This is a genomic window from Vibrio alginolyticus NBRC 15630 = ATCC 17749, assembly GCF_000354175.2.
Classification (GTDB): Bacteria; Pseudomonadota; Gammaproteobacteria; order Enterobacterales; family Vibrionaceae; genus Vibrio; species Vibrio alginolyticus.
The window spans coordinates 2328786-2352865 of record NC_022349.1; the positions used below are offsets into that span (position 1 = coordinate 2328786).

A 24080-nucleotide genomic window follows, 5' to 3' on the forward strand; every position below is an offset into this window, starting at 1 on the left:
CATCAGTATTTACTAAAATAATTATGTTCGGTCATCTTTATGACGGAACGAGCAGCAATGTCATCGAGCGACATCAATAGAAATGACGCCGTACATTATAAAAGCCTAAGAAGGATGAGTGCATGAGTCAGGACAAGATCGATATCAAAGATGTGACTCCTAAAACCTATAATCCCAAAACCCATAAAGGAAACGGGGATCGGTTCAACCCAAGTAATCGCATCTATGTACGCGAAAGCAAAGGGACTTACCAGAAACTGCGTCGTTACGGTGGTTGGTTTTTACTGCTTCTCTTCGCTTTGATACCGTGGATCCCTTACGGTGAACGTCAAGCGATCTTGCTTGATATTGGCAACCAGCAGTTCAACTTTTTCGGTACCACGTTGTACCCACAAGATCTTACCCTACTCGCCTTGCTGTTTGTGATCGCGGCGTTTGGGTTGTTCTTTATTACCACCTTCTTAGGTCGAGTTTGGTGTGGCTACCTCTGCCCACAAACCGTCTGGACCTTCATGTATATCTGGTTTGAAGAGAAGCTCGAAGGTAGTGCCAATAAACGCCGTAAACAAGACTCCAATAAGCTGACGGCGAATTTAGCGATGCGTAAAACCGTCAAACATATAGCTTGGTTTGCCATTGCACTCGCCACTGGTTTTACTTTTGTTGGCTACTTCGTGCCAATGAAGCAATTGGTTATCGACTTTTTCACCTTTAACGCCAACTTCTGGCCCGTCTTTTGGGTAATGTTCTTTGCCATTTGTACCTATGGTAATGCTGGTTGGATGCGTTCCATCATGTGTATTCACATGTGTCCTTACGCGCGCTTCCAGTCTGCCATGTTTGATAAAGACACCTTCATCGTTGGCTACGATGCAAAACGTGGGGAAAAACGTGGCCCACGTCCGCGTAAAGCCGATCCAAAGCAACTTGGTTTGGGTGATTGTATTGATTGTGATTTGTGTGTGCAGGTGTGCCCAACAGGTATCGATATTCGTGACGGCTTGCAGTATGAATGTATCAACTGTGGCGCCTGTATTGATGCGTGTGATAACACCATGGATCGCATGGGCTACGAGAAAGGCTTAATTAGTTACACCACCGAGCATCGCTTATCGGGTAAGAGTACCAAAGTCATGCGTCCGAAGCTGTTAGGCTATGGTGCCGTACTACTCGTCATGGTCGGTCTTTTCTTTGCCCAAATTGCAGCGGTAGACCCAGCCGGCATGAGTGTTATTCGCGACCGTAACCAACTGTTCCGCGTTAATGGCTCGGGAGAAGTAGAAAACACCTACACCCTCAAGGTGATCAACAAAACTCAGCAAGTGCAAGAGTACTCGTTGGATGTTGAAGGGCTATCCGATGTAAGCTGGTATGGTAAGCAGACAATTCAGGTCCAGCCAGGTGAGGTATTGAACCTGCCAATGAGTCTTGGTGCCGATCCTGACAAGCTAAACTCTGCGATTACGACAATTCAGTTTATACTCACCGATAAGAGCAACGAATTCACTATTGAAGTAGAAAGCCGTTTTATTAAAAAACTATAGCGCTACTTCAGTGACTAACGGAAAAAGGCTCAGTAATGAGCCTTTTTGTTTATATGTCCCAAAGTATGTTTAACTTTGACGCCCTTACCCCAGACTTTATGTGGTACGCGTTAGAAAGCATCGGCGTTCGCGCAGAATCAGGCTTTCTTCCCCTCAATAGCTACGAAAACCGTGTTTATCAATTCACTGACGAAGAGCGTCGTCGTTATGTCGTCAAGTTTTACCGTCCTGAACGTTGGAGCAATGAACAGATCCAAGAGGAGCACGACTTTACTTTAGAGCTGATTGGCAATGAGATCCCCGTCGCACCACCTGTGCGCATCAACGGTGAAACCCTGCATCACTATCAAGGCTATGCTTTTGCGCTGTTTGATAGCGTGGGTGGTCGCCAATACGAGGTTGACAATTTAGATCAGCTCGAAGGTGTAGGGCGTTTCCTTGGCCGCATCCATAAAGTCGGCAGCCGCCAAGCCTTCCAACATCGCCCTACGATCGGCTTACAAGAATACCTGTATCAACCAAGAGAGATTCTGCAAAACGCCAATATGATTCCAATGCACTTGGAGAACAGCTTCTTCAATGACTTGGATATGCTGATCAAATCAATTGAAAGCCACTGGCAAGAAGGCTTCAATATCATTCGTTTGCATGGCGATTGCCACCCAGGCAATATTTTGTGGCGAGATGGCCCTATGTTTGTTGATTTGGATGACGCTCGTAACGGCCCTGCAGTACAAGACTTATGGATGCTATTGAACGGTGAACGCCAAGACAAACTGATGCAGTTGGATATTGTTTTAGAGGCTTACCAAGAGTTTTGCGACTTTAATCCTGCAGAATTGAAACTAATCGAGCCACTTCGCGGTCTACGAATGGTGCACTATATGGCATGGCTAGCAAAACGTTGGCATGACCCTGCATTTCCTCTCGCTTTTCCATGGTTTAATGAGCCAAAATACTGGGAAGGTCAGGTCCTTGCATTTAAAGAGCAGATCGCCGCTTTAGAAGAAGCACCGCTGTCTTTAATGCCTCAATGGTAAGTCAGGCCAAAAATTCAAAAATGGAGATATTTCGATGAAAAAACTGTTCGCACTGTTTTCTATGCTGATGTTAAGCCTGTCGGCACATGCAGCGCAATTCAAAGAAGGTGAACATTACAAAGTATTGGATCTTGAGGCATCAAAAAAACCTCTTGTGACGGAGTTTTTCTCTTTCTACTGCCCGCACTGCAATAGCTTTGAACCAGTTATCCAGCAACTGAAAAAGCAGTTGCCAGAAGGTACTAAGCTATTAAAAAACCACGTTTCTTTCATGGGTGGCAACATGGGCCCATCAATGAGCAAAGCCTACGCAACGATGGTTGCACTAAAAGTGGAAGACAAAATGGTGCCAGTGATGTTTAACCGCATCCACAATCTAAAGAAGGCGCCACGTAATGATGAAGAACTTCGTCAAATCTTCCTTGATGAAGGTGTAGACGCGAAGAAATTCGACTCTGCATTCAAAGGCTTTGCGGTTGATTCCATGGTTCGCCGTATGGACAAGCAATTTGAAAACAGCGGTCTAACCGGCGTTCCTGCGGTTATCGTTAACAACAAATACCTAGTTCAAGCACAAAGCATCAAAACGATGGATGAGTACTTCTCTCTGGTGAACTACTTGCTGACACTAAAATAAGCACATCGATATCAATCAAAAGGGGAGCACATCGCTCCCCTTTTGTTTACTTGTAAATCTCTTGTAGTAACCGATCTTTTTCTTGCCACACATCACTCAGCCATTGCTGAAATTGCCGCTTATAGGGCTTATCGTTGAAGTAATCACCAAGCACTCTTTCATCAACGGGTAACACATTTACACGCACAACCACCTTGCTCATGCGGCCCATCAATAAATCCTTGAACGGTTTATGCGTATTTTCTGGGTACGCCAACGTCACGTCGATAATGCTCTCGAACTGTTCCCCCATCGCCGCTAACGTGTACGCAATCCCGCCCGATTTTGGTTGCAGCAAATATTGATAGTTTGCTTTACTCTTACGCTGCTTTTCTTCGGTAAATCGGGTTCCTTCGACATAGTTAACCACTGTGGTTGGAGTGTGTTTGAACTTAGCGCACGAGCGACGTGTCGTCTCTAAATCTTGACCTCGCTTATGAGGATTGCGGATCAGATACTCTCGCGAATAGCGACGCATAAATGGCATGTCGAGCGCCCAACACGCCATCCCGATGAAAGGCACATACAGCAGTTGTTGCTTGAGGAAAAACTTCGGCATGGGAATACGGTCTTTAAACACGCAGCAAAGCACAACAATATCGGTCCAACTGAGATGGTTACTGATCAGCAGATACCACCCGTCTTTTTTAAGCGCTTCACCGCCCTGAACATCCCACTCAACACGGTTAGATACCGCCAGAATGCACGCATTAACGGTAGCCCATAACCACATCACCTTATTGGCACAAACGGTCGCTATCGCTTTTAGCTTTACGCCAGGAAGCAATATTTTAAATACAGCGATAACACAAATTGCGAGTGAACAAACCGCAGAATTGAGAATCACAAAAGAAGCGTTAAAAAAAAATAACAAATATGCCAACATGATAGTCAAACAACAGTGATAATGTGTGAAGAATAAAACAGCGTGTAATTATACTGCGCCTTTGCCACATTGGAACATGCGTGGAAATGGTCAGATTTGTTACCGCAACCAATATGTGCACCACTCATTCGACAACAAGGAGATAACGAATGAAACCAAGGCTACTTCTCTTGCCTTTGGCCTTTGTCGTCAGTTCTGCTCAGGCTCAACTCGCTGAAACCGCGGGTTTTGGCGGTGAAATTTCGCTGAATGCCGGATTCATATCATCAGAATCCAATTTCAATACAGAAAATAGTAACACCATCGATTCTCTCGATAAGCGTGCCGATAGTGACAGTTCCGTTATCGCTGCACCGCTAGGGAGTGTGACATACACCTTTGGTAGCCGACTCAACCACCAAGTTTACGCCGGTACCACACGCTCAGATGTCGCGGTAGGTACACTCGCTTTTCAGTTGGGCTATCAACACGAGCTACAATCTGGCACCGTGCTCGATGTTTCCTATCTGCCGACGGTACTCAAAGGCGAAACTTGGCGCAACCCTTATCAAGTAGGAACCGCACGTAAAGAGACGGATGTTGACGGCAATGCGTATCGCTTTCAGATCAAAGGGTTAATTGATAAGAACTTCAACCTTGATCTTGCTTATGCTGATAAAGACATCGAGCAGGAGGAAGTGACAGACCGCTCACTTGCTCGCGATGCTAACCTTTACTATGTCAAAGGCGACTATCGCATTCCACTCAACCAAACGTCTATGTTGCAACCCGCTTTCACCTACATCAATCAAGATGCCGACGGTAAGGCGGAGTCATTTGATTCGTACGGATTTGACATTAGCTGGTTTAAATTTATCAATCGCCATCGATTGGCCCTCACCGCGGGTTATGCATGGAAAGACTATCAAGCCGCTAGCCAAACTTTTGCTAAAACACGAAATGACGACACCATTAGCCTATTTGCGGCCTACGAATATCAAAACGTATTTGACTGGCAAGACTGGTCGTTCATTTCTTTAGCCGGCTATAGCCAAACTGACTCGAATATCACGTTTTATGAGGAGAAAGAGTACCTATTGTCGCTTGGTCTCAACTACACCTTCTAACGTCCTTCATCGCAACAAGGCGCTCACAACACTTGTTGCGATGACATTTTGCATGTCTCTATACCGCTTGCGCCGTAAGCTGTTTCAGCAAACGGTCCATCGCTCGATACCCAAGTGCTTCAGCCAAGTGCGTTCGTTCAATTTGCTCCGCCCCATCCAGATCGGCGATTGTTCGCGCCACTTTGATAATACGATGATACGCACGAATCGAGAGTCCTAAACGGTGCAAAGCGGTTTCAAGAAACTCAGCATCACTCTTGTGCAAGGGACAAAACGCCTCAATTTCTCGACTACCTAGCAGTGCATTGACCTTACCACTGCGGTTTAGCATATTGTTACGCGCATGGCTCACACGCGCTTTTACGATAGCAGTCGGCTCACCGCGATCACCACCTTCTGCTAATGTCCCTTTGGGCAAAGCTGGGATTTCTAAAGACATATCAAAGCGATCTAACAGTGGTCCAGATAATCGACCAAGGTAGCGCAAAATAGCTTGTGGATTGGTGCGCGCTTGATTGCCTTCGTAATATCCTGTCGGGCTTGGGTTCAAGGCTCCAACTAATTGGAAGCGAGCCGGAAAGCGTGTTTTACCTTGCGCTCGAGAGATAATGATCTCGCCAGATTCGAGCGGTTCGCGTAACGAGTCTAGAACTTTACGATCAAATTCGGGCATTTCATCGAGAAACAATAACCCGTTGTGGGCTAAAGAGATCTCCCCTGGTCTGGGTACCGAACCACCGCCGACTAATGCCGCCATTGAACTTGAATGGTGCGGAGAACGAAACGGACGCGACTTCCAGTTATGCTCATTAATTTCACTCTGAGTCAACGATGCCACCGAAGCGGTTTCCATTGCTTCTTCGTCACTCATTTCCGGTAATAAGTCACACAAACGCGAAGCCAACATCGTTTTTCCAGTACCTGGCGGGCCAAGGAAAAGTAAGTTGTGGTTTCCAGCGGCAGCAATCTCCAGTGCTCGCTTACCTTGTTGTTGGCCAATAATATCTTGTAAGTCTCGACCATGTTTTTCGATCGTTTTTCGCTTAGGCGTTTGAAAAAGATTCAGTCGATGTTGACCACAAAGCTCGGCACATACTTCCAGTAATGATTGGGCCGATTTATGTTGTTCCTTCCCCACCAGCGCCGCCTGATCGCCATTCACATGTGGGACGACCAAATGACGTTGAATCTTACTGGCTTCCAGCGCAGCAGGCAGCACACCTTTTACAGGTCTTAGACCACCAGATAGCGCTAACTCACCAACAAATTCGTAGTTTTTGAGCTTATCTGTCGCGATTTGCTCCGAAGCGGCCAAAATCCCCAATGCTATAGGAAGATCAAAACGTCCTCCCTCCTTGGGTAGATCTGCCGGAGCCAAGTTCACGGTGATCCGCTTAGCAGGAAATTGAAAGTTAGAATTAATGATCGCACTGCGTACGCGATCTTTGGACTCTTTTACCGTTGTCTCTGGCAAGCCTACTAAGGTAAACCCTGGCATGCCGTTGCTGATATGAACTTCTACACTAACCGATGGCGCTTGCACCCCGACGCTTGCTCGACTATGAATGATTGCCAGCCCCATACGTTCCTCAATTTTTTTGAACACTCTGTAAACAAATGTTTTATCTAGTTGGTTATGTTATATACCGCGTCCCAATTGAGAGTTAATGTGAAAAAAGAATGACTTTTTGCTTGTCATGCAGCGGAATTGTGTGATACCACTAATGACGCAAACAATTTCGTAGAACATTACACAACATTTTTTAACGAAAAAAGAACGACAGACAGATGAACCTTTTCGCTCATATCAACGCACTGCTAGCCCTGATTATCGTGGTCATTATTGGCACCGCGCGGGGTATTGTGGGCGAAAGGTAACCACAAATTACAAAAAACCCCCGCACTGAAAAGTCCGGGGGGTTTTTTTACAACTACAAGTTGTCATCTGTCTAACCCTCGGACAGTTTAACGGGAAGAATGGGAGTGCACATGAAGTGCAATAAATATGGCAATCGCTACGAGCCACAACGTAGCAAAGGAGGTTTACGATGACTGGTGCACAACTTGTCGTAGCCGCTTTAAGACAGCAAGGCATCGAAACCGTTTTTGGCTACCCCGGCGGGGCCATCATGCCAATCTATGATGCTTTGTATGACGGTGGGGTGGAACACATCCTATGCCGTCACGAGCAAGGGGCCGCTATGGCAGCTATCGGGATGGCTCGTTCCACTCAAAACGTTGCTGTGTGCATGGCAACTTCCGGCCCAGGAGCCACTAACCTTGTTACCGGCCTTGCCGACGCTTTCCTTGACTCCGTACCTCTAGTTGCCATCACAGGCCAGGTTGCTAGCTCTCATATCGGTACCGATGCATTCCAAGAAATGGATGTGATCGGAATGTCCCTAGCCTGTACTAAGCACAGCTATCTCGTGACCGAAATTGAAGATCTAGCTCCGACACTTGCCGAAGCCTTTGAGGTCGCAAAAACCGGTCGTCCGGGTCCAGTCATTGTCGATATCGCCAAAGACGTTCAACTCGCTCAAGCACCCACAGACCTTCTTCCTCCATACATAGCACCAGCAATCGAAGATGTCAGCGCTGAAGATATCAAACGTGCGCAAGATGTCCTGGCAGCATCTACTCGCCCAGTGTTGTATGTTGGTGGTGGCGTGCAACTTGCGAAAGCAACCGATGCAGTACGCGAATTTCTTCGCTTAAACCCAATGCCTGCAGTTAGCACATTAAAAGGTCTCGGTACCATTGAACGCCATGATCCTCACTATCTTGGTATGTTGGGTATGCACGGTACCAAAGCCGCCAACCTAGTGGTTCAAGAAGCCGATCTATTGATTGTGGTTGGCGCGCGTTTTGATGACCGTGTGACGGGTAAGCTCGACACGTTTGCACCAAATGCGAAAGTGATTCACATCGACATTGATGCTGCGGAGATTCATAAACTTCGCCACGCCAACGCACCATTGCGTGGCGACATCAACACCATTCTTCCTCAGCTAGAGCTGACTCAAGATATATCACCGTGGGTTCATCACAGTGAAAGTCTGCGCAGCGGCTTTAAGTGGCGTTACGACCACCCAGGCGAGTTAATCTACGCACCGCTATTGCTTAAACAACTGTCTGACATGATGCCAGATAGCTCAATTGTCTCGACCGACGTCGGTCAGCATCAGATGTGGGCAGCGCAACATATCCAGCCACGCGAACCACAAAATTTTATCACTTCTGCTGGCCTTGGCACCATGGGCTTTGGCTTGCCAGCAGCGATGGGTGCTGCAGTCGCACGTCCTGATGATCAGTCTATCCTTATTACAGGTGACGGTTCATTTATGATGAACGTTCAGGAATTGGGCACGCTGAAGCGTCGTCAGATTCCAGTGAAGATTGTCCTTCTTAATAACCAACGTCTTGGCATGGTTCGCCAATGGCAGTCATTATTCTTTGACGGTCGCCACAGTGAAACCATTCTTGATGACAACCCAGATTTCGTGATGTTAGCAAAAGCGTTCGATATCCCGGGCAAAACCATCACCAAGAAAGAAGAAGTCGAACCTGCTCTCAAAGAGATGCTAGCGAGTGAAACTTCTTACATGCTTCACGTTTTGATTGATGAAGAAGAAAACGTGTGGCCATTGGTGCCACCTGGCGCATCAAACAGTGATATGTTGGAAAATACATAGGAGACAATCGCATGGACAGATATTTACTCGACATCAAAGCCGATGACAAACCGGTACTGTTGGAGCGCGTTCTACGTGTGATTCGTCACCGAGGCTTCGTGATCAAACAAGTCGCTGCTACGCAAAACCACGAAAGCAAAGTAGCCAGCGTCGAGATCATCGTCGACAGCGATCGACCAATCTCGTTTTTGATCAATCAAATAGAGAAGTTGTGGGACGTTCGTAAGGTTGAGGTGCTAAAAATCCGCAACGATGAACTGCCAAATCACAACTTACAACAACACGTAAGTGCATAAGGAAGGCAACAAATGGCAACGAAAACTGCAGATTTCATTTGGTTTAATGGTGAGATGGTTCCATGGGCAGAGGCGAACGTTCACGTTCTGACTCACGCAATGCACTATGGCACATCCGTGTTTGAAGGCGTGCGCTGTTACAACACACCAAAAGGCCCAATAGTCTTCCGTCACCGTGAGCATGCACAACGTTTAAAAGATTCCGCCAAGATTTACCGCTTTCCGATCCCTTTCTCTGTAGAGGAAATCATGGAAGCGACCCGCGAAACACTGCGCCAAAACAAACTCGACAGCGCTTACATTCGTCCATTGGGTTTTGTCGGTAATGTTGGCTTAGGCGTATGTCCACCAGTTGGCACTGAGATGGATCTAATCATTGCAGCATTCCCTTGGGGCTCTTACTTAGGCGAAGAAGCGCTAGAAAAAGGTGTCGATGCGATGATTTCAAGCTGGAACCGCGCTGCGCCAAACACCATCCCAACTGCGGCTAAAGCAGGCGGTAACTACCTATCTTCACTACTGGTTGGTGGTGAAGCGCGTCGTCACGGTTACGACGAAGGTATTGCGCTCAGCGTAGATGGTTACCTATCGGAAGGGGCTGGTGAAAACATCTTTGTTATCAAAGATGGCGTAATCACCACACCACCAGCAACTAGCGCGATTCTACCGGGCATCACTCGTGACTCGATCATGACCATTGCTCGCGATAAAGGCTACGAAGTACGTGAAGCGAACATTGCTCGTGAAGCCCTTTACCTTGCGGATGAAGTATTCATGACCGGTACCGCAGCAGAAGTTGTGCCTGTGGCAACCATCGACAAGATTGAAGTGGGCACTGGTAAGCGCGGCCCTATCACTAAAGAACTACAAGCAGCCTACTTTGGCCTATTTGACGGCACCACGGAAGATAAGTGGGGCTGGTTAGACTATGTGTACCCAGAACAGAAGTAAGAAGGATTAGGAAATGCCAAAATATAGATCAGCTACCACCACACATGGTCGTAACATGGCGGGTGCACGAGCACTGTGGCGTGCAACGGGTGTGAAAGAAGAAGACTTCGGTAAACCAATCATCGCCGTTGTAAACTCGTTTACTCAATTTGTTCCGGGTCACGTACACCTGAAAGACATGGGCCAGCTTGTAGCGCGTGAAATCGAAAAAGCCGGCGGCATCGCAAAAGAATTCAACACCATCGCGGTTGATGATGGTATCGCAATGGGTCACGGCGGCATGCTGTACTCACTGCCTTCACGCGAACTGATCGCAGACTCTGTGGAGTACATGGTCAACGCGCACTGTGCCGATGCCATGGTATGTATCTCTAACTGTGACAAAATCACTCCGGGAATGTTGATGGCATCTATGCGCCTCAACATCCCGGTTATCTTTGTTTCTGGTGGTCCAATGGAAGCGGGTAAAACCAAGCTTTCTGATCAGATCATCAAACTAGACCTTGTAGATGCGATGATCCAAGGCGCGGATCCAAAAGTGTCTGATGAGCAAAGCGAGCAGATCGAACGCAGCGCATGTCCAACGTGTGGATCGTGTTCAGGCATGTTCACTGCAAACTCAATGAACTGTCTAACGGAAGCACTGGGTCTTTCTCAACCAGGTAACGGTTCTATGCTGGCAACGCACGCTGACCGTGAACAACTGTTCCTTAATGCAGGTCGTCGCATCGTTGAACTGACTCGTCGTTACTACGAGCAAGATGACGAATCAGCACTGCCACGCAACATCGCTACGTTTGATGCGTTCGAAAATGCGATGGCACTGGATATTGCAATGGGTGGCTCAACCAACACCATTTTGCACCTGTTGGCTGCAGCGCAAGAAGGTGAAGTGGATTTCGATATGGAAGATATCGATCGCCTATCACGCCAAGTACCACACCTATGTAAAGTGGCACCATCTACCCAGAAATATCACATGGAAGACGTACACCGCGCTGGTGGCGTCATGGCAATTCTTGGTGAGTTAGATCGTGCAGGTCTTCTACACAATGATGCGCGCACCGTGCTTGGCCTTTCGATGAAAGAGCAGCTGGCGAAATACGACATCATCCAAACTGAAGACGAAGAAGTACTTAAGTTCTACCGCGCAGGTCCCGCGGGTATTCGTACTACTCAAGCGTTCTCACAAGATTGCCGCTGGGATCGCCTTGATGACGACCGTGCGGAAGGTTGTATTCGTACTATCGATCATGCCTTTAGCCAAGAAGGTGGTCTAGCCGTTCTATCAGGCAACATCGCATTAGATGGTTGTATCGTTAAGACTGCTGGTGTTGATGAGAGCATCCATAAGTTCACTGGTCCAGCCGTGGTATTTGAAAGCCAAGAAGACGCCGTAGAAGGCATCTTGGGTGGCAAAGTAAAAGCAGGCGACGTGGTTGTTATCCGTTACGAAGGCCCTAAAGGTGGTCCGGGCATGCAAGAAATGCTTTACCCAACCACTTATCTAAAATCGATGGGCCTTGGCAAAGAGTGTGCACTTCTGACTGACGGCCGTTTCTCTGGCGGCACATCAGGTCTGTCAATCGGTCACGCCTCTCCTGAAGCAGCAAACGGCGGTGCAATTGGCCTGGTAAAAGAAGGCGATATGATCGCAATTGATATTCCAAACCGTTCAATTTCACTCCAAGTGTCTGAACAAGAACTTGCTGAGCGCCGTGCAAAACAAGACGAGTTAGGCTGGAAACCAGTTGACCGCCAACGTGAAGTTTCATTTGCACTCAAAGCGTACGCGAGTATGGCAACCAGTGCTGACAAGGGTGCAGTACGAGACAAGTCGAAGCTAGAGGGCTAGCAATGATGGAAGCTCAACCCGAAAAACAAGTGAACCAAACTGGCGCAGATTATCTGCGCCAAATCCTTCGCGCACCTGTTTATGAAGTAGCAACAGTGACGCCACTGCAAGAAATGCCTCGTTTATCTGCACGTATCGGGAATAACGTGCAGATCAAGCGTGAAGATCGCCAACCCGTACACTCGTTCAAATTGCGCGGTGCATACAACATGGTGGCGAGTTTATCTGAAGCACAAAAAGCCGCTGGTGTCATTGCAGCATCGGCAGGTAACCACGCTCAAGGCATGGCGCTCTCTGGTACTAAGCTAGGCATCAAGACCACCATCGTGATGCCCAAAACCACACCAGATATCAAAGTCGATGCGGTACGTGGCTTCGGTGGCAATGTAGTGCTGCACGGCAGCAACTTTGATGAGGCAAAAGCGGAAGCGGAACGCCTTTCTGATCTGCATGGGTACACATTTGTCCCTCCTTTCGATCACCCACTGGTGATTGCAGGTCAAGGCACCATAGGCATGGAAATGCTGCAGCAAAATGGTCACCTTGATTACATCTTCGTCCCTGTCGGTGGTGGCGGTTTGGCTGCCGGTGTTGCGGTACTTGTGAAGCAACTGATGCCAGAAATCAAAGTGATTGCAGTTGAACCTGAAGACTCATCTTGTCTTAAAGCCGCGCTGGATGCTGGTGAACCAGTGGTACTAGACCAAGTCAGCATGTTTGCCGATGGCGTCGCTGTAAAACGCATTGGCGAAGAGACTTTCCGTCTATGCCAAAAGTACATTGATGGCCATATTGCCGTCTCTAGCGATGAAATCTGCGCAGCCGTAAAAGACATCTTTGAAGACACTCGCGCCATTGCTGAGCCTTCGGGCGCACTTGCTCTGGCAGGTTTGAAGAAGTTTGCTGAGCAAAACAAACTGCAAGGTAAGAATTTAGGTACTGTGCTGTCTGGTGCCAACACTAACTTCCATGGCTTACGTTATGTTTCTGAGCGTTGCGAGCTTGGTGAGAAACGTGAAGGTTTGCTTGCCGTCACCATTCCTGAGCGTCAAGGTGCTTTCTTTGAGTTCTGTAACCTCATTGGCGGCCGTGCCGTGACAGAGTTTAACTACCGCTACAACGATGACGCATTGGCAAATATCTTTGTCGGTGTGCGTTTGCAAGGCGGTCAGGAAGAGCTAGAACATATCATTCACGACTTACGTGATGGTGGCTACCCAGTGGTTGATTTGTCTGATGATGAAATGGCGAAGCTGCACGTGCGCTACATGATTGGTGGTAAGCCGTCTAAGCCGCTTAAAGAGCGCCTATACAGCTTTGAATTCCCAGAATATCCGGGAGCGCTACTCAAGTTCTTAAGCACACTCGGTACTCATTGGAATATCAGCTTGTTCAACTACCGTAACCACGGCGCTGACTACGGACGTGTTTTATGTGGTTTCGAGTTAGATGAAAGCGATTTAGCTCAGTTTTCAGCACATTTACGTGAACTTGGCTATCAATGCAAAGACGAGACAGACAACCCATCGTATAAGTTTTTCTTGTCATAAAACGCCACATTTCAAATATATCAAAGACAACACCTCGCATTAGCGAGGTGTTTTTTATGACTGTAACCAATCTTTATGTAGCTGATTAGGCGACCCAAGATAGTCCACCATCCACTGGATCAATTTATGATTATCATCTTTGCGCCATACTAAGCAGCAGTGACTGAGCGGTTTATCATCCGGCATGACCTTCTCCACCAGCACACCATCATTGATTAAGGGTGTTGCAATATGACGTGGCATGTAACCCACGCCCACCCCATTTTTTAAACATTCAATCGCACTATACCAATTGGGCAATAATAATCGGCGCTGTTGCGGATAATGGCCAGTATGGCGTTTTGGCAGCACGTTCGAAGTATCATCAAGACAGATCGCCGGAAATTGACTCACAAACTCTTCAGTAAGCACTTGTTGTCTAACGCAAGGATGAGCGGGTGACATTACAAATGCCCAATCTAATACGCCCATATCTTTGACTTCAAAATCTCCCCCAACGGGAACCGCAGATGTCGCGCCAACGACAATGTCGGCTCGACCTTGTGCTATGGCTTCCCAAGAACCATTGAAGACCTCCATATTGATCTGCAATTCAGCAAATTCAAACTCGCGATAAAAATCTTCCACCAAAGGTTTGAGTTTTTCTAACTTCACCACGTTATCTAAGGTCAGCTTTAACGTGCTTTTCCATCCTTGAGCCGCTCGCCGCGTTTGTGCTTTCACCTCTTCCATTTGACGCAGCAAAGAGCGCGCCTCGGCCATAAAAAGTTCACCCGCTGGAGTTAGCTCGACTTTCCTTGGTAAACGTCGAAACAGCACCACATCTAAATCTTGCTCGACCTGCCTTACTCCATAGCTGATGGCTGAGGGGACTTTATGCAATACCTCAGCCGCAGCGGTGAAACTGCCTAAACGGGCAACCGTATCCAGCATTTCCAAAGACGCTTTAGAGAACATGATTTAACCTTTCAAAAAATTTGATTGATAACCAACAATTTTAGCGTTTTATTTTCTCAAAATCGAAAAATAGAATAATAAGGTAAATAAATCAGGGTTGGCGCCAACTGATGTTGATTAAAAAATGATTAAATAATTTGACTGGTTGAATCATGAAAATCTCAAAACTACAGCTCATTTATCTGGCAGCATTATCGATGCTTGGCTTCGTTGCTACCGATATGTATCTGCCAGCATTCAAAGCGATGGAAATCGACTTTGCAACAGGCCCTGAGCAAATTGCGCTCTCTTTAACGGTATTCCTCGTTGGTATGGCGATTGGCCAACTAATGTGGGGATTGGCATCCGATAAATTTGGCCATCGTAATACACTCGCAGCCGGGTTGGTGCTATTTACTATCGCGTCATTCGGTTTGGCTTTCTGTGATCAAGTATGGCAACTACTCACACTGCGCTTTATCCAAGCTATCGGTGTGTGTGCACCAGCCGTGATCTGGCAAGCTATGGTCATTAAGCGCTACTCAAGCAGTAGCCAACAAATTTTTGCGACGATCATGCCACTCGTCGCGCTATCACCAGCACTAGCACCTCAATTAGGGGTTGTGTTGGCAGATAACTTCGGCTGGCACAGTATCTTTATTACGCTAACACTAGTTGGCGTCTTTTTGGTCTTTGCGACCATGGCACAAAAAGACGAGAAAGCAGAAATCAAACAAACCAGTATGTCTGCCGACATCAAAGCGCTGCTGAGTTCTAAAAAATACCTTGGCAACGTGTTTATGTTTGCGACGGCTTCAGCTGCATTCTTTGCTTACCTAACTGGGATGCCAGAAATCATGGCGCAACTGGGCTACGAAGCAAAAGATATTGGTTTGAGCTTTATCCCACAAACCATCGCGTTTATGGCTGGTGGCTACTTAGGTAAAGTAGGCGTTCGAAAATTTGGTGATGAAAAGGTTCTGCGCCAACTGATTGGCCTATTTAGTGTCGCGGCATTAATGATTTTCATTGCTTCACAGTGGGAGCTGTCATCGATTTGGCCTATTCTTGCGCCATTCTGTTTGATTGCCGTTGCTAACGGCGCACTGTACCCAATCGTGGTAAACCGTGCACTGGCCAGCGCACAACAGAGCCCTGCAACAGCAGCAGGTCTGCAAAACAGCCTGCAAATCTGTGTAAGTAGCTTCTCAAGTGCATTGGTAGCCGCAATGGCAAGCCAAGCTCAGATGGTTACTGGCATCGCAATCATCATCTGTATGGGTGGGCTGTGGATGGGATACATTCTGTCGAATCGCGAATTATCCAAGCACTTTACGACTCCTGACAACGCTCGAGTCGTGAGTGAAGACGAACTTTAATCGTTCAAATAATAAAAAGAGCCGCGCAATGCGGCTCTTTCTGTTTATAAGCTTTTCAACCCCCACTTCTTGGCGGTCTGCTTAAAAAAGCCTTGAGTCTTTTTCAACTCAACCCAGTGATTGATGTAATTAATCCATACTTGATCGTCTTGCGGCAACAACATAGCAATTGGGGTTGGTTTACGCGGTGCGGTCACTGGCACTATCGCCAACTGTTTAAACTTGTCCACCAACGTCGCAGCTTCCACATTGGACGTCACCGATACATCGGCCCTGCGAGCTAGTAGTTCTTGGAAGTCGCGCGCTGGCGCTTCAATAACAATATGCTGAGCAGACGGGAAGAACTCTTTCACCATTTTTTCTTGTACCGTACCTAACGTCGCCGCGACTTTTACTTCTGGTTTATTAAAATCCGCCCAATCAGAGAATTTGGCGAGATCTTTCTTTTGCACCACAGGTACAAAGGCAAGGTAGAAATATGGCTGGCTATATCCAGCTACTTTCGCGCGCGACATGTTCAGAGATGCGCTGCCAGTAATATCGTATTTGTTGGCGGTAATGCCATTAACTAGCGTCTTCCAATCCGTGGGAACATACTCCACTTTTACACCGAGATCTTTAGCAAGTTCTGTTGTTACATCGATATCGAAGCCACGATAACTGTTTGTCGCGGGGTCTTTCATCGTCATCGGATTCCAATCTCCCGTCGTTCCAACTCGGAGTACGCCATTGTCTAAAATGGATTGAAGACGGCTTTCAGCGTGAGCGACTTGAGTCACAGCAAGCAAACACATTCCTAGCACTAGTAAAATCTTTCTCATTTTTATTCCCTTAAAAATAATGACCTTATACGGTTTAATAATTAACCTTTATTAGAGCTCTACTGATAACATAGCAGCAACAAAGGAAGTTTTTTAGTTAATTCAGGGAGTAAATGTGACGTTTCGAACTCTATGGCTATTTTCATTGCTATTACTCACTGGTTGTTCAGATTATCAATGGGGCTGGTATGTACTTGACCCTTCGACGGATCAAGGGCTCACCAATCTAAAGTTTTTAATCGCTGGGTTTAATGACACCATTCAGGTATCACTCCTCAGTATGTTATTTGCGATGAGCTTGGGCCTGATCGTTGCGTTACCCGCTCTGTCGGACTCTGCCTCTCTGAAGTGGATAAACCGTATTTATGTCGAGGTGATCCGTTCAGTGCCAGTTTTAGTCTTACTACTTTGGGTGTATTACGGCATGCCTACGCTATTGGATGTCTCACTCAATCACTTTTGGGCGGGTGTTATTGCACTGACTATCGCTGAGAGTGCGTTTATGGCGGAAGTGTTTCGCGGTGGGATACAAGCTATCAGCCGTGGCCAGCATGAAGCAGCTGAGTCTTTGGGCTTAAGCTATTGGCAAAAGATGCGCTTGGTAATTCTTCCCCAAGCGTTTCGACAAATCCTCCCTCCACTGGGCAATCAATTTGTCTACATTCTCAAGATAAGTTCTTTAGTCAGCGTGATTGGTTTAAGCGATCTCACTCGCCGTGCTAATGAGCTGGTGGTGAATGAGTACTTACCCCTAGAAATTTATACCTTCCTCGTTTTGGAGTACTTGTTGCTCATCCTATTTGTATCTCAAGCCGTTCGTTGGCTCGAAAAACGTATTGCTATTCCTAGCTACTAACGATGAAGCCTGAGCTAGAAACAACAAAGCCGCTCTTGTTGAGCGGCTTTGACAGTATAGCGATAGAGTGAGTGCAGGTAATGTTTATTTCTGTTTTACAGGACGCTGCCAGCCAGTAATTTTGCGCTCTTTGACGCGAGTAATTACTAACTCACCTTCTTCAACATCTTTTGTTAGTGTCGTGCCTGCACCGATGGTTGCGCCATCAGCGATAGTGACAGGCGCCACCAGCTGGCTATCAGAACCAACAAAAACATCATTACCGATGATGGTTTTAAACTTGTTCGCACCATCGTAGTTACAAGTGATAGTACCTGCACCGATGTTAGTACGTTGACCGATCTCTGCATCACCTAAGTAAGTTAGGTGGTTCGCTTTTGAACCTTCTCCGATGCGCGCATTTTTCACTTCAACGAAGTTACCCACATGGGAATCGTTACGCATTTCAGCACCAGGACGAAGGCGAGTAAATGGACCAACCGTACATTCTTCACCAACCGTTGCACCTTCAATCACACTGTAAGGGCGAACGATGGTGTTGTCGTCGATTTCACAATCTTTCAGTACACAACCCGCACCGATAACCACGTTATCACCCAGTGAAACTTTACCTTCGACGATAACATTCACGTCGATTTCACAGTCCATACCGCACTGTAACTCACCACGCAAATCAAAGCGTGCTGGATCGCGTAGCATGACACCTTGCTCTAGTAGCTTCTGAGCTTGCATTGACTGGAAAGCGCGCTCTAGACGAGCAAGCTGTGCGCGGTCATTGACCCCTTCCACCTCAATGGCATTGACTGGGTGTACAGCCTCAACGGCACGACCTTCATCGTGTGCAGCTGCAATAACGTCAGTTAGGTAGTATTCGCCTTGTGCGTTGTTGTTGTTTAAGCCAGACAACCAACGCTTAAGATCCCCACCAGTCGCAACCATCACGCCAGTATTGATCTCTTTAATTTGTTTTTGTTCTTCTGTTGCATCTTTTTGCTCAACGATCGCCACAACAGGACCATTCTTACGGATAATACGACCGTAGCCTGTCGGGTTATCTAGAATCACTGTTAGTAGTGCAATACCGCCTGTTGGCTGTGCATCTAATAGGTTTTCAATCGTTTCAGCTGAAATCAGTGGAACATCACCGTAAAGCACCAGTACTTTTTCATCGTCTTCAAACTTCGGAGACGCTTGATCAACCGCATGACCTGTACCTAGTTGCTCCGCTTGCAGTACCCAGTTTACAGGCTCTTCTGCTAGCGTTTGCTGCATTTGATCACCACCGTGACCATATACTAAGTGGATGTTTTGTGCGCCAAGACCTGTACATGTATCAATCACATGTTTTGCCATTGGCTTCCCTGCCAAAGTGTGTAGCACTTTAGGCATGTTTGAATACATACGGGTACCTTTACCCGCAGCAAGGATCACAGCACTGAATTTCATTAATAACCTATTGACGTTCTATTTTAATTGGGCGTTATTTTAAACACCTTGGAAGGATTAGTTAATGGTGGGATGTAAATTTCCAACTAAAATTAATCAAAAAGGCGACCAATTGGCCGCCTTTTTTCATGCAACGTTGCTAATTGAGCTTAGCGACGCTTTTTTGTCAGCTCGATAACTCGTAGCTGAGCAATGGCTTTAGCCAGTTCACTGGCCGCTTGTGCGAAGTCCATGTCACCATGCTGATTCTGGATTTGCTCCTCAGCGCGGCGTTTGGCTTCTTCTGCCTTCGCTGCGTCTAGCTCTTCACCACGGATAGCTGTATCAGCTAGTACAGTCGCTGTACCAGGCTGAATCTCTACCATACCACCAGAAACATAAATAATTTCTTCGTGGCCGTGCTGTTTCACAATACGCACCATACCAGGCTTGATAGCGGTCAGCAGCGGTGTGTGACCATGGAAAATACCAAGTTCACCTTCGCTACCGGTCACCTGAAACGTTTCAACACGACCAGAGAAGATTTTCTTCTCAGCGCTTACTACGTCTAGGTGAAAGGTTATTGCTGCCATATCGCCTCCTAGTTAGCCTTATAGCTTCTTCGCATTCTCAATAGCATCGTCGATGCTACCGCAGTACATAAATGCCTGCTCAGGAATGTCGTCGTATTCACCAGCTAGTAGGCCTTTAAAGCCACGTAGAGTCTCTTTTAGAGGTACGTAAATACCAGGGTCACCTGTAAATACTTCTGCTACGTGGTAAGGCTGAGTTAAGAAACGCTCAATCTTACGTGCACGAGATACAACTTGCTTATCTTCTTCAGATAGCTCGTCCATACCTAGGATAGCAATGATATCTTTCAGCTCTTTGTAGCGCTGAAGAGTCTGCTGAACACCACGAGCAACTTCGTAGTGATCTTGACCAACGACTAGTGGATCAAGCATACGAGATGTTGAATCTAGCGGGTCGATCGCAGGGTATAGACCCATTGCAGCGATGTTACGGTTAAGTACAACCGTTGCATCCAAGTGCGCGAACGTTGTTGCTGGAGACGGGTCAGTCAAGTCATCCGCTGGTACGTATACCGCCTGTACAGACGTGATAGAACCTGATTTCGTTGACGTGATACGCTCCTGAAGTACACCCATCTCTTCTGCAAGAGTTGGCTGGTAACCTACCGCAGAAGGCATACGACCTAGTAGTGCTGATACCTCTGTACCTGCAAGTGTGTAACGGTAGATGTTATCAATGAACAGTAGTACGTCACGACCTTCGTCACGGAAACGCTCTGCCATTGTTAGACCAGTCAGTGCAACACGTAGACGGTTACCTGGTGGCTCGTTCATCTGACCGTAAACCATCGCTACTTTTGATTCTTCAGGCTTCTCAACGTTTACAACGCCCGCTTCCTGCATCTCGTAGTAGAAATCGTTACCTTCACGAGTACGCTCACCAACACCAGCAAATACTGATAGACCTGAGTGCTGTAGTGCGATGTTGTTGATAAGTTCCATCATGTTAACGGTCTTACCTACACCTGCACCACCGAATAGACCGATTTTACCACCCTTAGCGAATGGACAAATTAGGTCGATTACTTTAACGCCCGTTTCTAGAAGTGCAATTTCGTTTGATTGCTCTTCGTAGCTTGGTGCACTACGGTGGATAGAGTAAACCTCTTCCGCACCCACTTCACCACGCTCGTCAATCGCGTCACCTAGGACGTTCATGATACGACCTAGAGTTTTAGTACCTACTGGTACTGAAATTGGAGCGCCAGTGTTAACCACTTCTACTCCACGACGTAAACCATCAGAGCTACCCATTACGATACAACGAACTACGCCACCGCCTAGCTGTTGTTGAACTTCAAGAACTAGACGCTCTTTTGAGTCCGTTACGTTTAGAGCGTCATATACACTAGGTACATCGCTCTGTGGGAACTCTACGTCGACTACCGCACCGATGATCTGTACGATCTTACCTGTAGCCATCGTTAATCCTCTAAACTATTTCGTTTTACCTAAGCTTAAACCGCAGCTGCACCACCAACGATTTCTGATAGTTCTTGTGTAATCGCAGCCTGACGGGCTTTGTTGTACACAAGTTCCAAATCGTCAATCAAACTGGTTGCGTTATCCGTTGCAGCCTTCATCGCAATCATTCGAGCCGCTTGCTCACAAGCAAGGTTCTCAACCACACCTTGGTATACCTGAGACTCTACGTAACGCACTAATAGCGTATCCAGTAGAGGTTTTGGTTCAGGCTCATAGATGTAGTCCCATGAATGCTCACGCTGCATCTCTTCGCTGTCCGATTTAGGCAAAGGTAGCAATTGATCGATCGTTGGTTGCTGAACCATAGTATTTACAAACTTGTTGAATACTACATATAGACGGTCCAGTTCACCTTCATCGTATTTCTTCAGCATTACGCCAACAGAGCCGATTAGGTCTTGTAGGCTTGGATTATCTCCAAGACCAGAAACCTGTGCCGCAACTTTTGCGCCACCATGTTTAAAGAAAGCTGTTGCTTTTGAGCCAACAACGGCTAGCTCAATCTCAGCACCTTTCTCTCTCCATGCTTGCATGTCTGTAACGGCTTTTTTGAACACGTTAATGTTCAAACCACCACACAGACCACGGTCTGTCGAAACGATGATGTAACCAACACGTTTAGCTTCACGCTCTTCTAGGTACGGATGACGGTACTCTAGGTTTGCGTTAGCCACATGACCGATCACTTTACGCATTGTTTCAGCGTATGGACGAGAAGCTTCCATTGCATCTTGAGAACGACGCATTTTTGAAGCTGCTACCATTTCCATCGCTTTCGTAATTTTCTGAGTGCTTTTAACACTACCGATTTTATTACGTATCTCTTTTGCGCCGGCCATCGTTACTCTCCGTTAGTTGGTGGCAGAAACTGCCACCGACCTAATTACCAAGTTTGGGTTGCTTTGAAGTCGTCAGTCAGTTTCTTCAACTGAGCTTCGATTTCATCGTTGTAAGCGCCAGACTTGTCGATCTCAGCTGCTAGTTCAGCGTATTGACCGCGAGCGTACGATAGTAGAGCCGCCTCGAAATCTAGAACTTTGTTAAGTTCTACATCATCAAGGTAACCGCGCTCTGCCGCGAAGATAGTTAGAGCTTGGTCAAATACAGACATTGGAGCGTACTGCTTCTGCTTCATTAGTTCTGTAACTTTTTGACCATGGTCTAGCTGTTTCTTCGTTGCGTCATCAAGGTCAGAAGAGAACTGAGCAAATGCCGCTAGTTCACGGTATGCAGCTAGTGCTGTACGGATACCACCTGATAGTTTCTTGATGATTTTCGTCTGAGCTGAACCACCTACACGAGATACTGAGATACCAGGGTCAACAGCAGGACGAACACCAGCGTTGAATAGCTCAGTTTGTAGGAAGATCTGACCATCGGTAATCGAGATTACGTTAGTCGGTACGAATGCTGAAACGTCACCTGCTTGAGTTTCGATGATAGGAAGAGCAGTCAAAGAACCAGTCTTACCTTTCACTTCACCGTTAGTGAAACGCTCTACGTACTCTTCGTTTACACGAGCTGCACGCTCTAGTAGACGCGAGTGTAAGTAGAATACGTCACCTGGGAATGCCTCACGGCCTGGTGGACGTTTAAGTAGTAGAGAGATCTGACGGTAAGCTACCGCTTGCTTAGATAGATCATCGTAAACAATCAGTGCGTCTTCACCGCGATCGCGGAAGTATTCACCCATCGCACAACCTGCGTAAGGCGCTAGGTATTGAAGCGCTGCAGATTCAGAAGCTGATGCAACTACAACGATAGTATTTTGTAGTGCGCCGTGCTCTTCTAGTTTGCGAACAACGTTAGCGATAGTCGATGCTTTCTGACCGATTGCTACGTAGATAGAGAAAATACCAGAGTCTTTCTGGTTGATGATCGCGTCGATCGCCAGTGCTGTTTTACCAATCTGACGGTCACCGATGATAAGCTCACGCTGACCACGACCGATTGGGATCATTGAGTCAACTGACTTATAACCAGTTTGCACAGGTTGGTCTACCGATTTACGGTCGATTACACCTGGTGCGATCACTTCTACAGGCGAAGTCATTTTCGCTTCGATTGGACCTTTACCATCGATAGGCTCACCCAGCGTATTTACTACGCGGCCTAGTAGTTCTGGACCAACTGGCACTTCAAGAATGCGGCCAGTACCTGTAACTTTCATGCCTTCCTTAAGGTCAGCATATGGGCCCATTACAACCGCACCAACCGAGTCACGCTCAAGGTTAAGTGCCAGTGCATAACGACCACCCGGTAATTCAATCATTTCACCTTGCATCACGTCCGCTAGGCCGTGGATGCGGATGATACCATCGCTTACCGATACGATAGTACCCTCGTTGCGAGCTTCACTAACAACTTCGAAAGATTCGATACGTTGTTTGATCAGATCGCTAATTTCCGTGGAATTAAGTTGCATGCTCCAATCCCCATTAAGACTGCAATGCATCGCTCAGGCGGTTCAAACGACCACGCGCTGAGTCATCGATGACTAGGTCTCCGGCTCGAATAATAACCCCACCAAGTAGGGTCTCATCTACACTGCAATTCAGCTTCACTTTGCGTTCAAGACGCTTTTCAAGTTTGCTGCCAATGTTTGCAAGTTGTTCATCAGAAAGCTCTGTTGCTGAAATTACTTCAACATCAATTTCTTTCTCATGTTCTTTTTTCAGAGTAAAAAACTCCGTGCAAACATCAGGAAGGGCCGCTAAACGACCATTCTCAGCCATTACCTTCAAAAGGTTTTGACCGTGCGCATCAACTTGTTCGCCGCAAACTGCAACAAAAATTTCTGCCATTTTGTCAGCAGAAACCGAACCCGTTAGTAGTTCGTTCATTTGTTCGTTTTTGGCCACTTCAGCAGCAAAAGATAACATTTGGCCCCATTGGTCCAACTGGTCTTTCTCTAAAGCAAAGTCGAAGGCTGCTTTAGCATAGGGGCGTGCGATAGTAGTCAAATCAGACATATGCGCCCCCAGAC

The 24080-nt window shown here is 47.0% G+C and carries 21 protein-coding genes; 11 read left to right on the top strand and 10 right to left on the bottom strand.

What is annotated here, in order from left to right; translation table 11 throughout:
- Positions 1 to 122: 122 nt before the first annotated feature.
- From ccoG to N646_RS10725, 3 genes are read left to right on the top strand one after another with little or no spacing between them, the layout of a single operon-like run.
- Entirely contained in the window at positions 123 to 1544 is a 1422-nt protein-coding gene (ccoG, locus tag N646_RS10715; RefSeq protein WP_017821570.1) for a cytochrome c oxidase accessory protein CcoG, read from the top strand.
- A gap of 53 nt (positions 1545 to 1597) precedes the next feature.
- Entirely contained in the window at positions 1598 to 2584 is a 987-nt protein-coding gene (locus tag N646_RS10720; RefSeq protein ID WP_031777274.1) for a serine/threonine protein kinase, read from the top strand.
- A gap of 34 nt (positions 2585 to 2618) precedes the next feature.
- On the top strand, positions 2619 to 3221 hold the full coding sequence (locus N646_RS10725) for a thiol:disulfide interchange protein DsbA/DsbL (RefSeq protein WP_005379036.1): 603 nt from the start codon (positions 2619 to 2621) through the stop codon (positions 3219 to 3221).
- Positions 3222 to 3267: 46 nt separating this feature from the next.
- Here N646_RS10725 and N646_RS10730 read toward each other — a convergent pair whose 3' ends face one another.
- The gene (locus N646_RS10730) at positions 3268 to 4146 is read right to left on the bottom strand and encodes an acyltransferase (RefSeq protein ID WP_017821568.1); all 879 of its coding nucleotides are present in this window, start codon (positions 4144 to 4146) and stop codon (positions 3268 to 3270) included.
- A 149-nt stretch (positions 4147 to 4295) separates the two neighbouring features.
- Between N646_RS10730 and N646_RS10735 the strand changes: the two genes are divergently transcribed.
- Positions 4296 to 5252: a DUF2860 domain-containing protein gene (locus N646_RS10735; protein ID WP_005379034.1), complete on the top strand. Its 957-nt coding sequence runs from the start codon at positions 4296 to 4298 to the stop codon at positions 5250 to 5252.
- A gap of 58 nt (positions 5253 to 5310) precedes the next feature.
- On the opposite strand, the gene N646_RS10740 is transcribed toward N646_RS10735, so the two are convergent.
- Positions 5311 to 6834 (bottom strand): YifB family Mg chelatase-like AAA ATPase, encoded by a 1524-nt coding sequence (locus tag N646_RS10740; RefSeq protein ID WP_005383862.1) that lies wholly within the window; start codon positions 6832 to 6834, stop codon positions 5311 to 5313.
- Positions 6835 to 7300: 466 nt separating this feature from the next.
- Between N646_RS10740 and ilvG the strand changes: the two genes are divergently transcribed.
- From ilvG to ilvA, 5 genes are read left to right on the top strand one after another with little or no spacing between them, the layout of a single operon-like run.
- Positions 7301 to 8947, top strand: coding sequence for an acetolactate synthase 2 catalytic subunit (ilvG, locus tag N646_RS10745; protein WP_017821567.1), 1647 nt, complete (start codon positions 7301 to 7303; stop codon positions 8945 to 8947).
- Between the two features lie 11 nt (positions 8948 to 8958).
- Positions 8959 to 9243 (top strand): acetolactate synthase 2 small subunit, encoded by a 285-nt coding sequence (gene ilvM / locus N646_RS10750; protein ID WP_005378958.1) that lies wholly within the window; start codon positions 8959 to 8961, stop codon positions 9241 to 9243.
- A gap of 12 nt (positions 9244 to 9255) precedes the next feature.
- Entirely contained in the window at positions 9256 to 10194 is a 939-nt protein-coding gene (ilvE, locus tag N646_RS10755) for a branched-chain-amino-acid transaminase (RefSeq protein ID WP_017821566.1), read from the top strand.
- A 13-nt stretch (positions 10195 to 10207) separates the two neighbouring features.
- Complete coding sequence (gene ilvD, locus N646_RS10760) at positions 10208 to 12049, top strand: dihydroxy-acid dehydratase (protein WP_005383859.1); 1842 nt, start codon at positions 10208 to 10210, stop codon at positions 12047 to 12049.
- Positions 12050 to 12051: 2 nt separating this feature from the next.
- Positions 12052 to 13599, top strand: a complete 1548-nt coding sequence (ilvA, locus tag N646_RS10765; RefSeq protein WP_017635600.1) for a threonine ammonia-lyase, biosynthetic — start codon at positions 12052 to 12054, stop codon at positions 13597 to 13599.
- 54 nt (positions 13600 to 13653) lie between these two features.
- On the opposite strand, the gene punR is transcribed toward ilvA, so the two are convergent.
- On the bottom strand, positions 13654 to 14556 hold the full coding sequence (gene punR, locus N646_RS10770) for a DNA-binding transcriptional activator PunR (protein WP_017821565.1): 903 nt from the start codon (positions 14554 to 14556) through the stop codon (positions 13654 to 13656).
- Positions 14557 to 14708: 152 nt separating this feature from the next.
- On the opposite strand from punR, the gene punC reads away from it, so the two are divergent.
- Positions 14709 to 15914: a purine nucleoside transporter PunC gene (gene punC, locus N646_RS10775; protein ID WP_005378946.1), complete on the top strand. Its 1206-nt coding sequence runs from the start codon at positions 14709 to 14711 to the stop codon at positions 15912 to 15914.
- A 44-nt stretch (positions 15915 to 15958) separates the two neighbouring features.
- Here the strand turns inward: punC and N646_RS10780 are convergent, their stop codons facing one another.
- Positions 15959 to 16735: a transporter substrate-binding domain-containing protein gene (locus N646_RS10780; protein ID WP_017821564.1), complete on the bottom strand. Its 777-nt coding sequence runs from the start codon at positions 16733 to 16735 to the stop codon at positions 15959 to 15961.
- 115 nt (positions 16736 to 16850) lie between these two features.
- Between N646_RS10780 and N646_RS10785 the strand changes: the two genes are divergently transcribed.
- Positions 16851 to 17591, top strand: a complete 741-nt coding sequence (locus tag N646_RS10785; RefSeq protein ID WP_021034076.1) for an amino acid ABC transporter permease — start codon at positions 16851 to 16853, stop codon at positions 17589 to 17591.
- An 84-nt stretch (positions 17592 to 17675) separates the two neighbouring features.
- On the opposite strand, the gene glmU is transcribed toward N646_RS10785, so the two are convergent.
- The 6 genes from glmU to atpH form a co-directional block, all read right to left on the bottom strand.
- Entirely contained in the window at positions 17676 to 19037 is a 1362-nt protein-coding gene (glmU, locus tag N646_RS10790) for a bifunctional UDP-N-acetylglucosamine diphosphorylase/glucosamine-1-phosphate N-acetyltransferase GlmU (RefSeq protein WP_017821563.1), read from the bottom strand.
- 149 nt (positions 19038 to 19186) lie between these two features.
- Positions 19187 to 19609 carry a F0F1 ATP synthase subunit epsilon gene (locus N646_RS10795; protein ID WP_005378937.1) on the bottom strand — a complete coding sequence of 141 codons (423 nt, stop codon included), beginning with the start codon at positions 19607 to 19609 and terminating at the stop codon, positions 19187 to 19189.
- 18 nt (positions 19610 to 19627) lie between these two features.
- A complete protein-coding gene (atpD, locus tag N646_RS10800) occupies positions 19628 to 21031 on the bottom strand; it encodes a F0F1 ATP synthase subunit beta (protein ID WP_005378933.1) in 1404 nt (467 codons plus the stop codon).
- A 35-nt stretch (positions 21032 to 21066) separates the two neighbouring features.
- Positions 21067 to 21933, bottom strand: a complete 867-nt coding sequence (gene atpG, locus N646_RS10805) for a F0F1 ATP synthase subunit gamma (protein WP_005378932.1) — start codon at positions 21931 to 21933, stop codon at positions 21067 to 21069.
- 44 nt (positions 21934 to 21977) lie between these two features.
- Complete coding sequence (gene atpA / locus N646_RS10810) at positions 21978 to 23519, bottom strand: F0F1 ATP synthase subunit alpha (RefSeq protein WP_005378931.1); 1542 nt, start codon at positions 23517 to 23519, stop codon at positions 21978 to 21980.
- A 13-nt stretch (positions 23520 to 23532) separates the two neighbouring features.
- The gene (gene atpH / locus N646_RS10815; RefSeq protein WP_017635596.1) at positions 23533 to 24066 is read right to left on the bottom strand and encodes a F0F1 ATP synthase subunit delta; all 534 of its coding nucleotides are present in this window, start codon (positions 24064 to 24066) and stop codon (positions 23533 to 23535) included.
- Between the last annotated feature and the right edge of the window lie 14 nt (positions 24067 to 24080).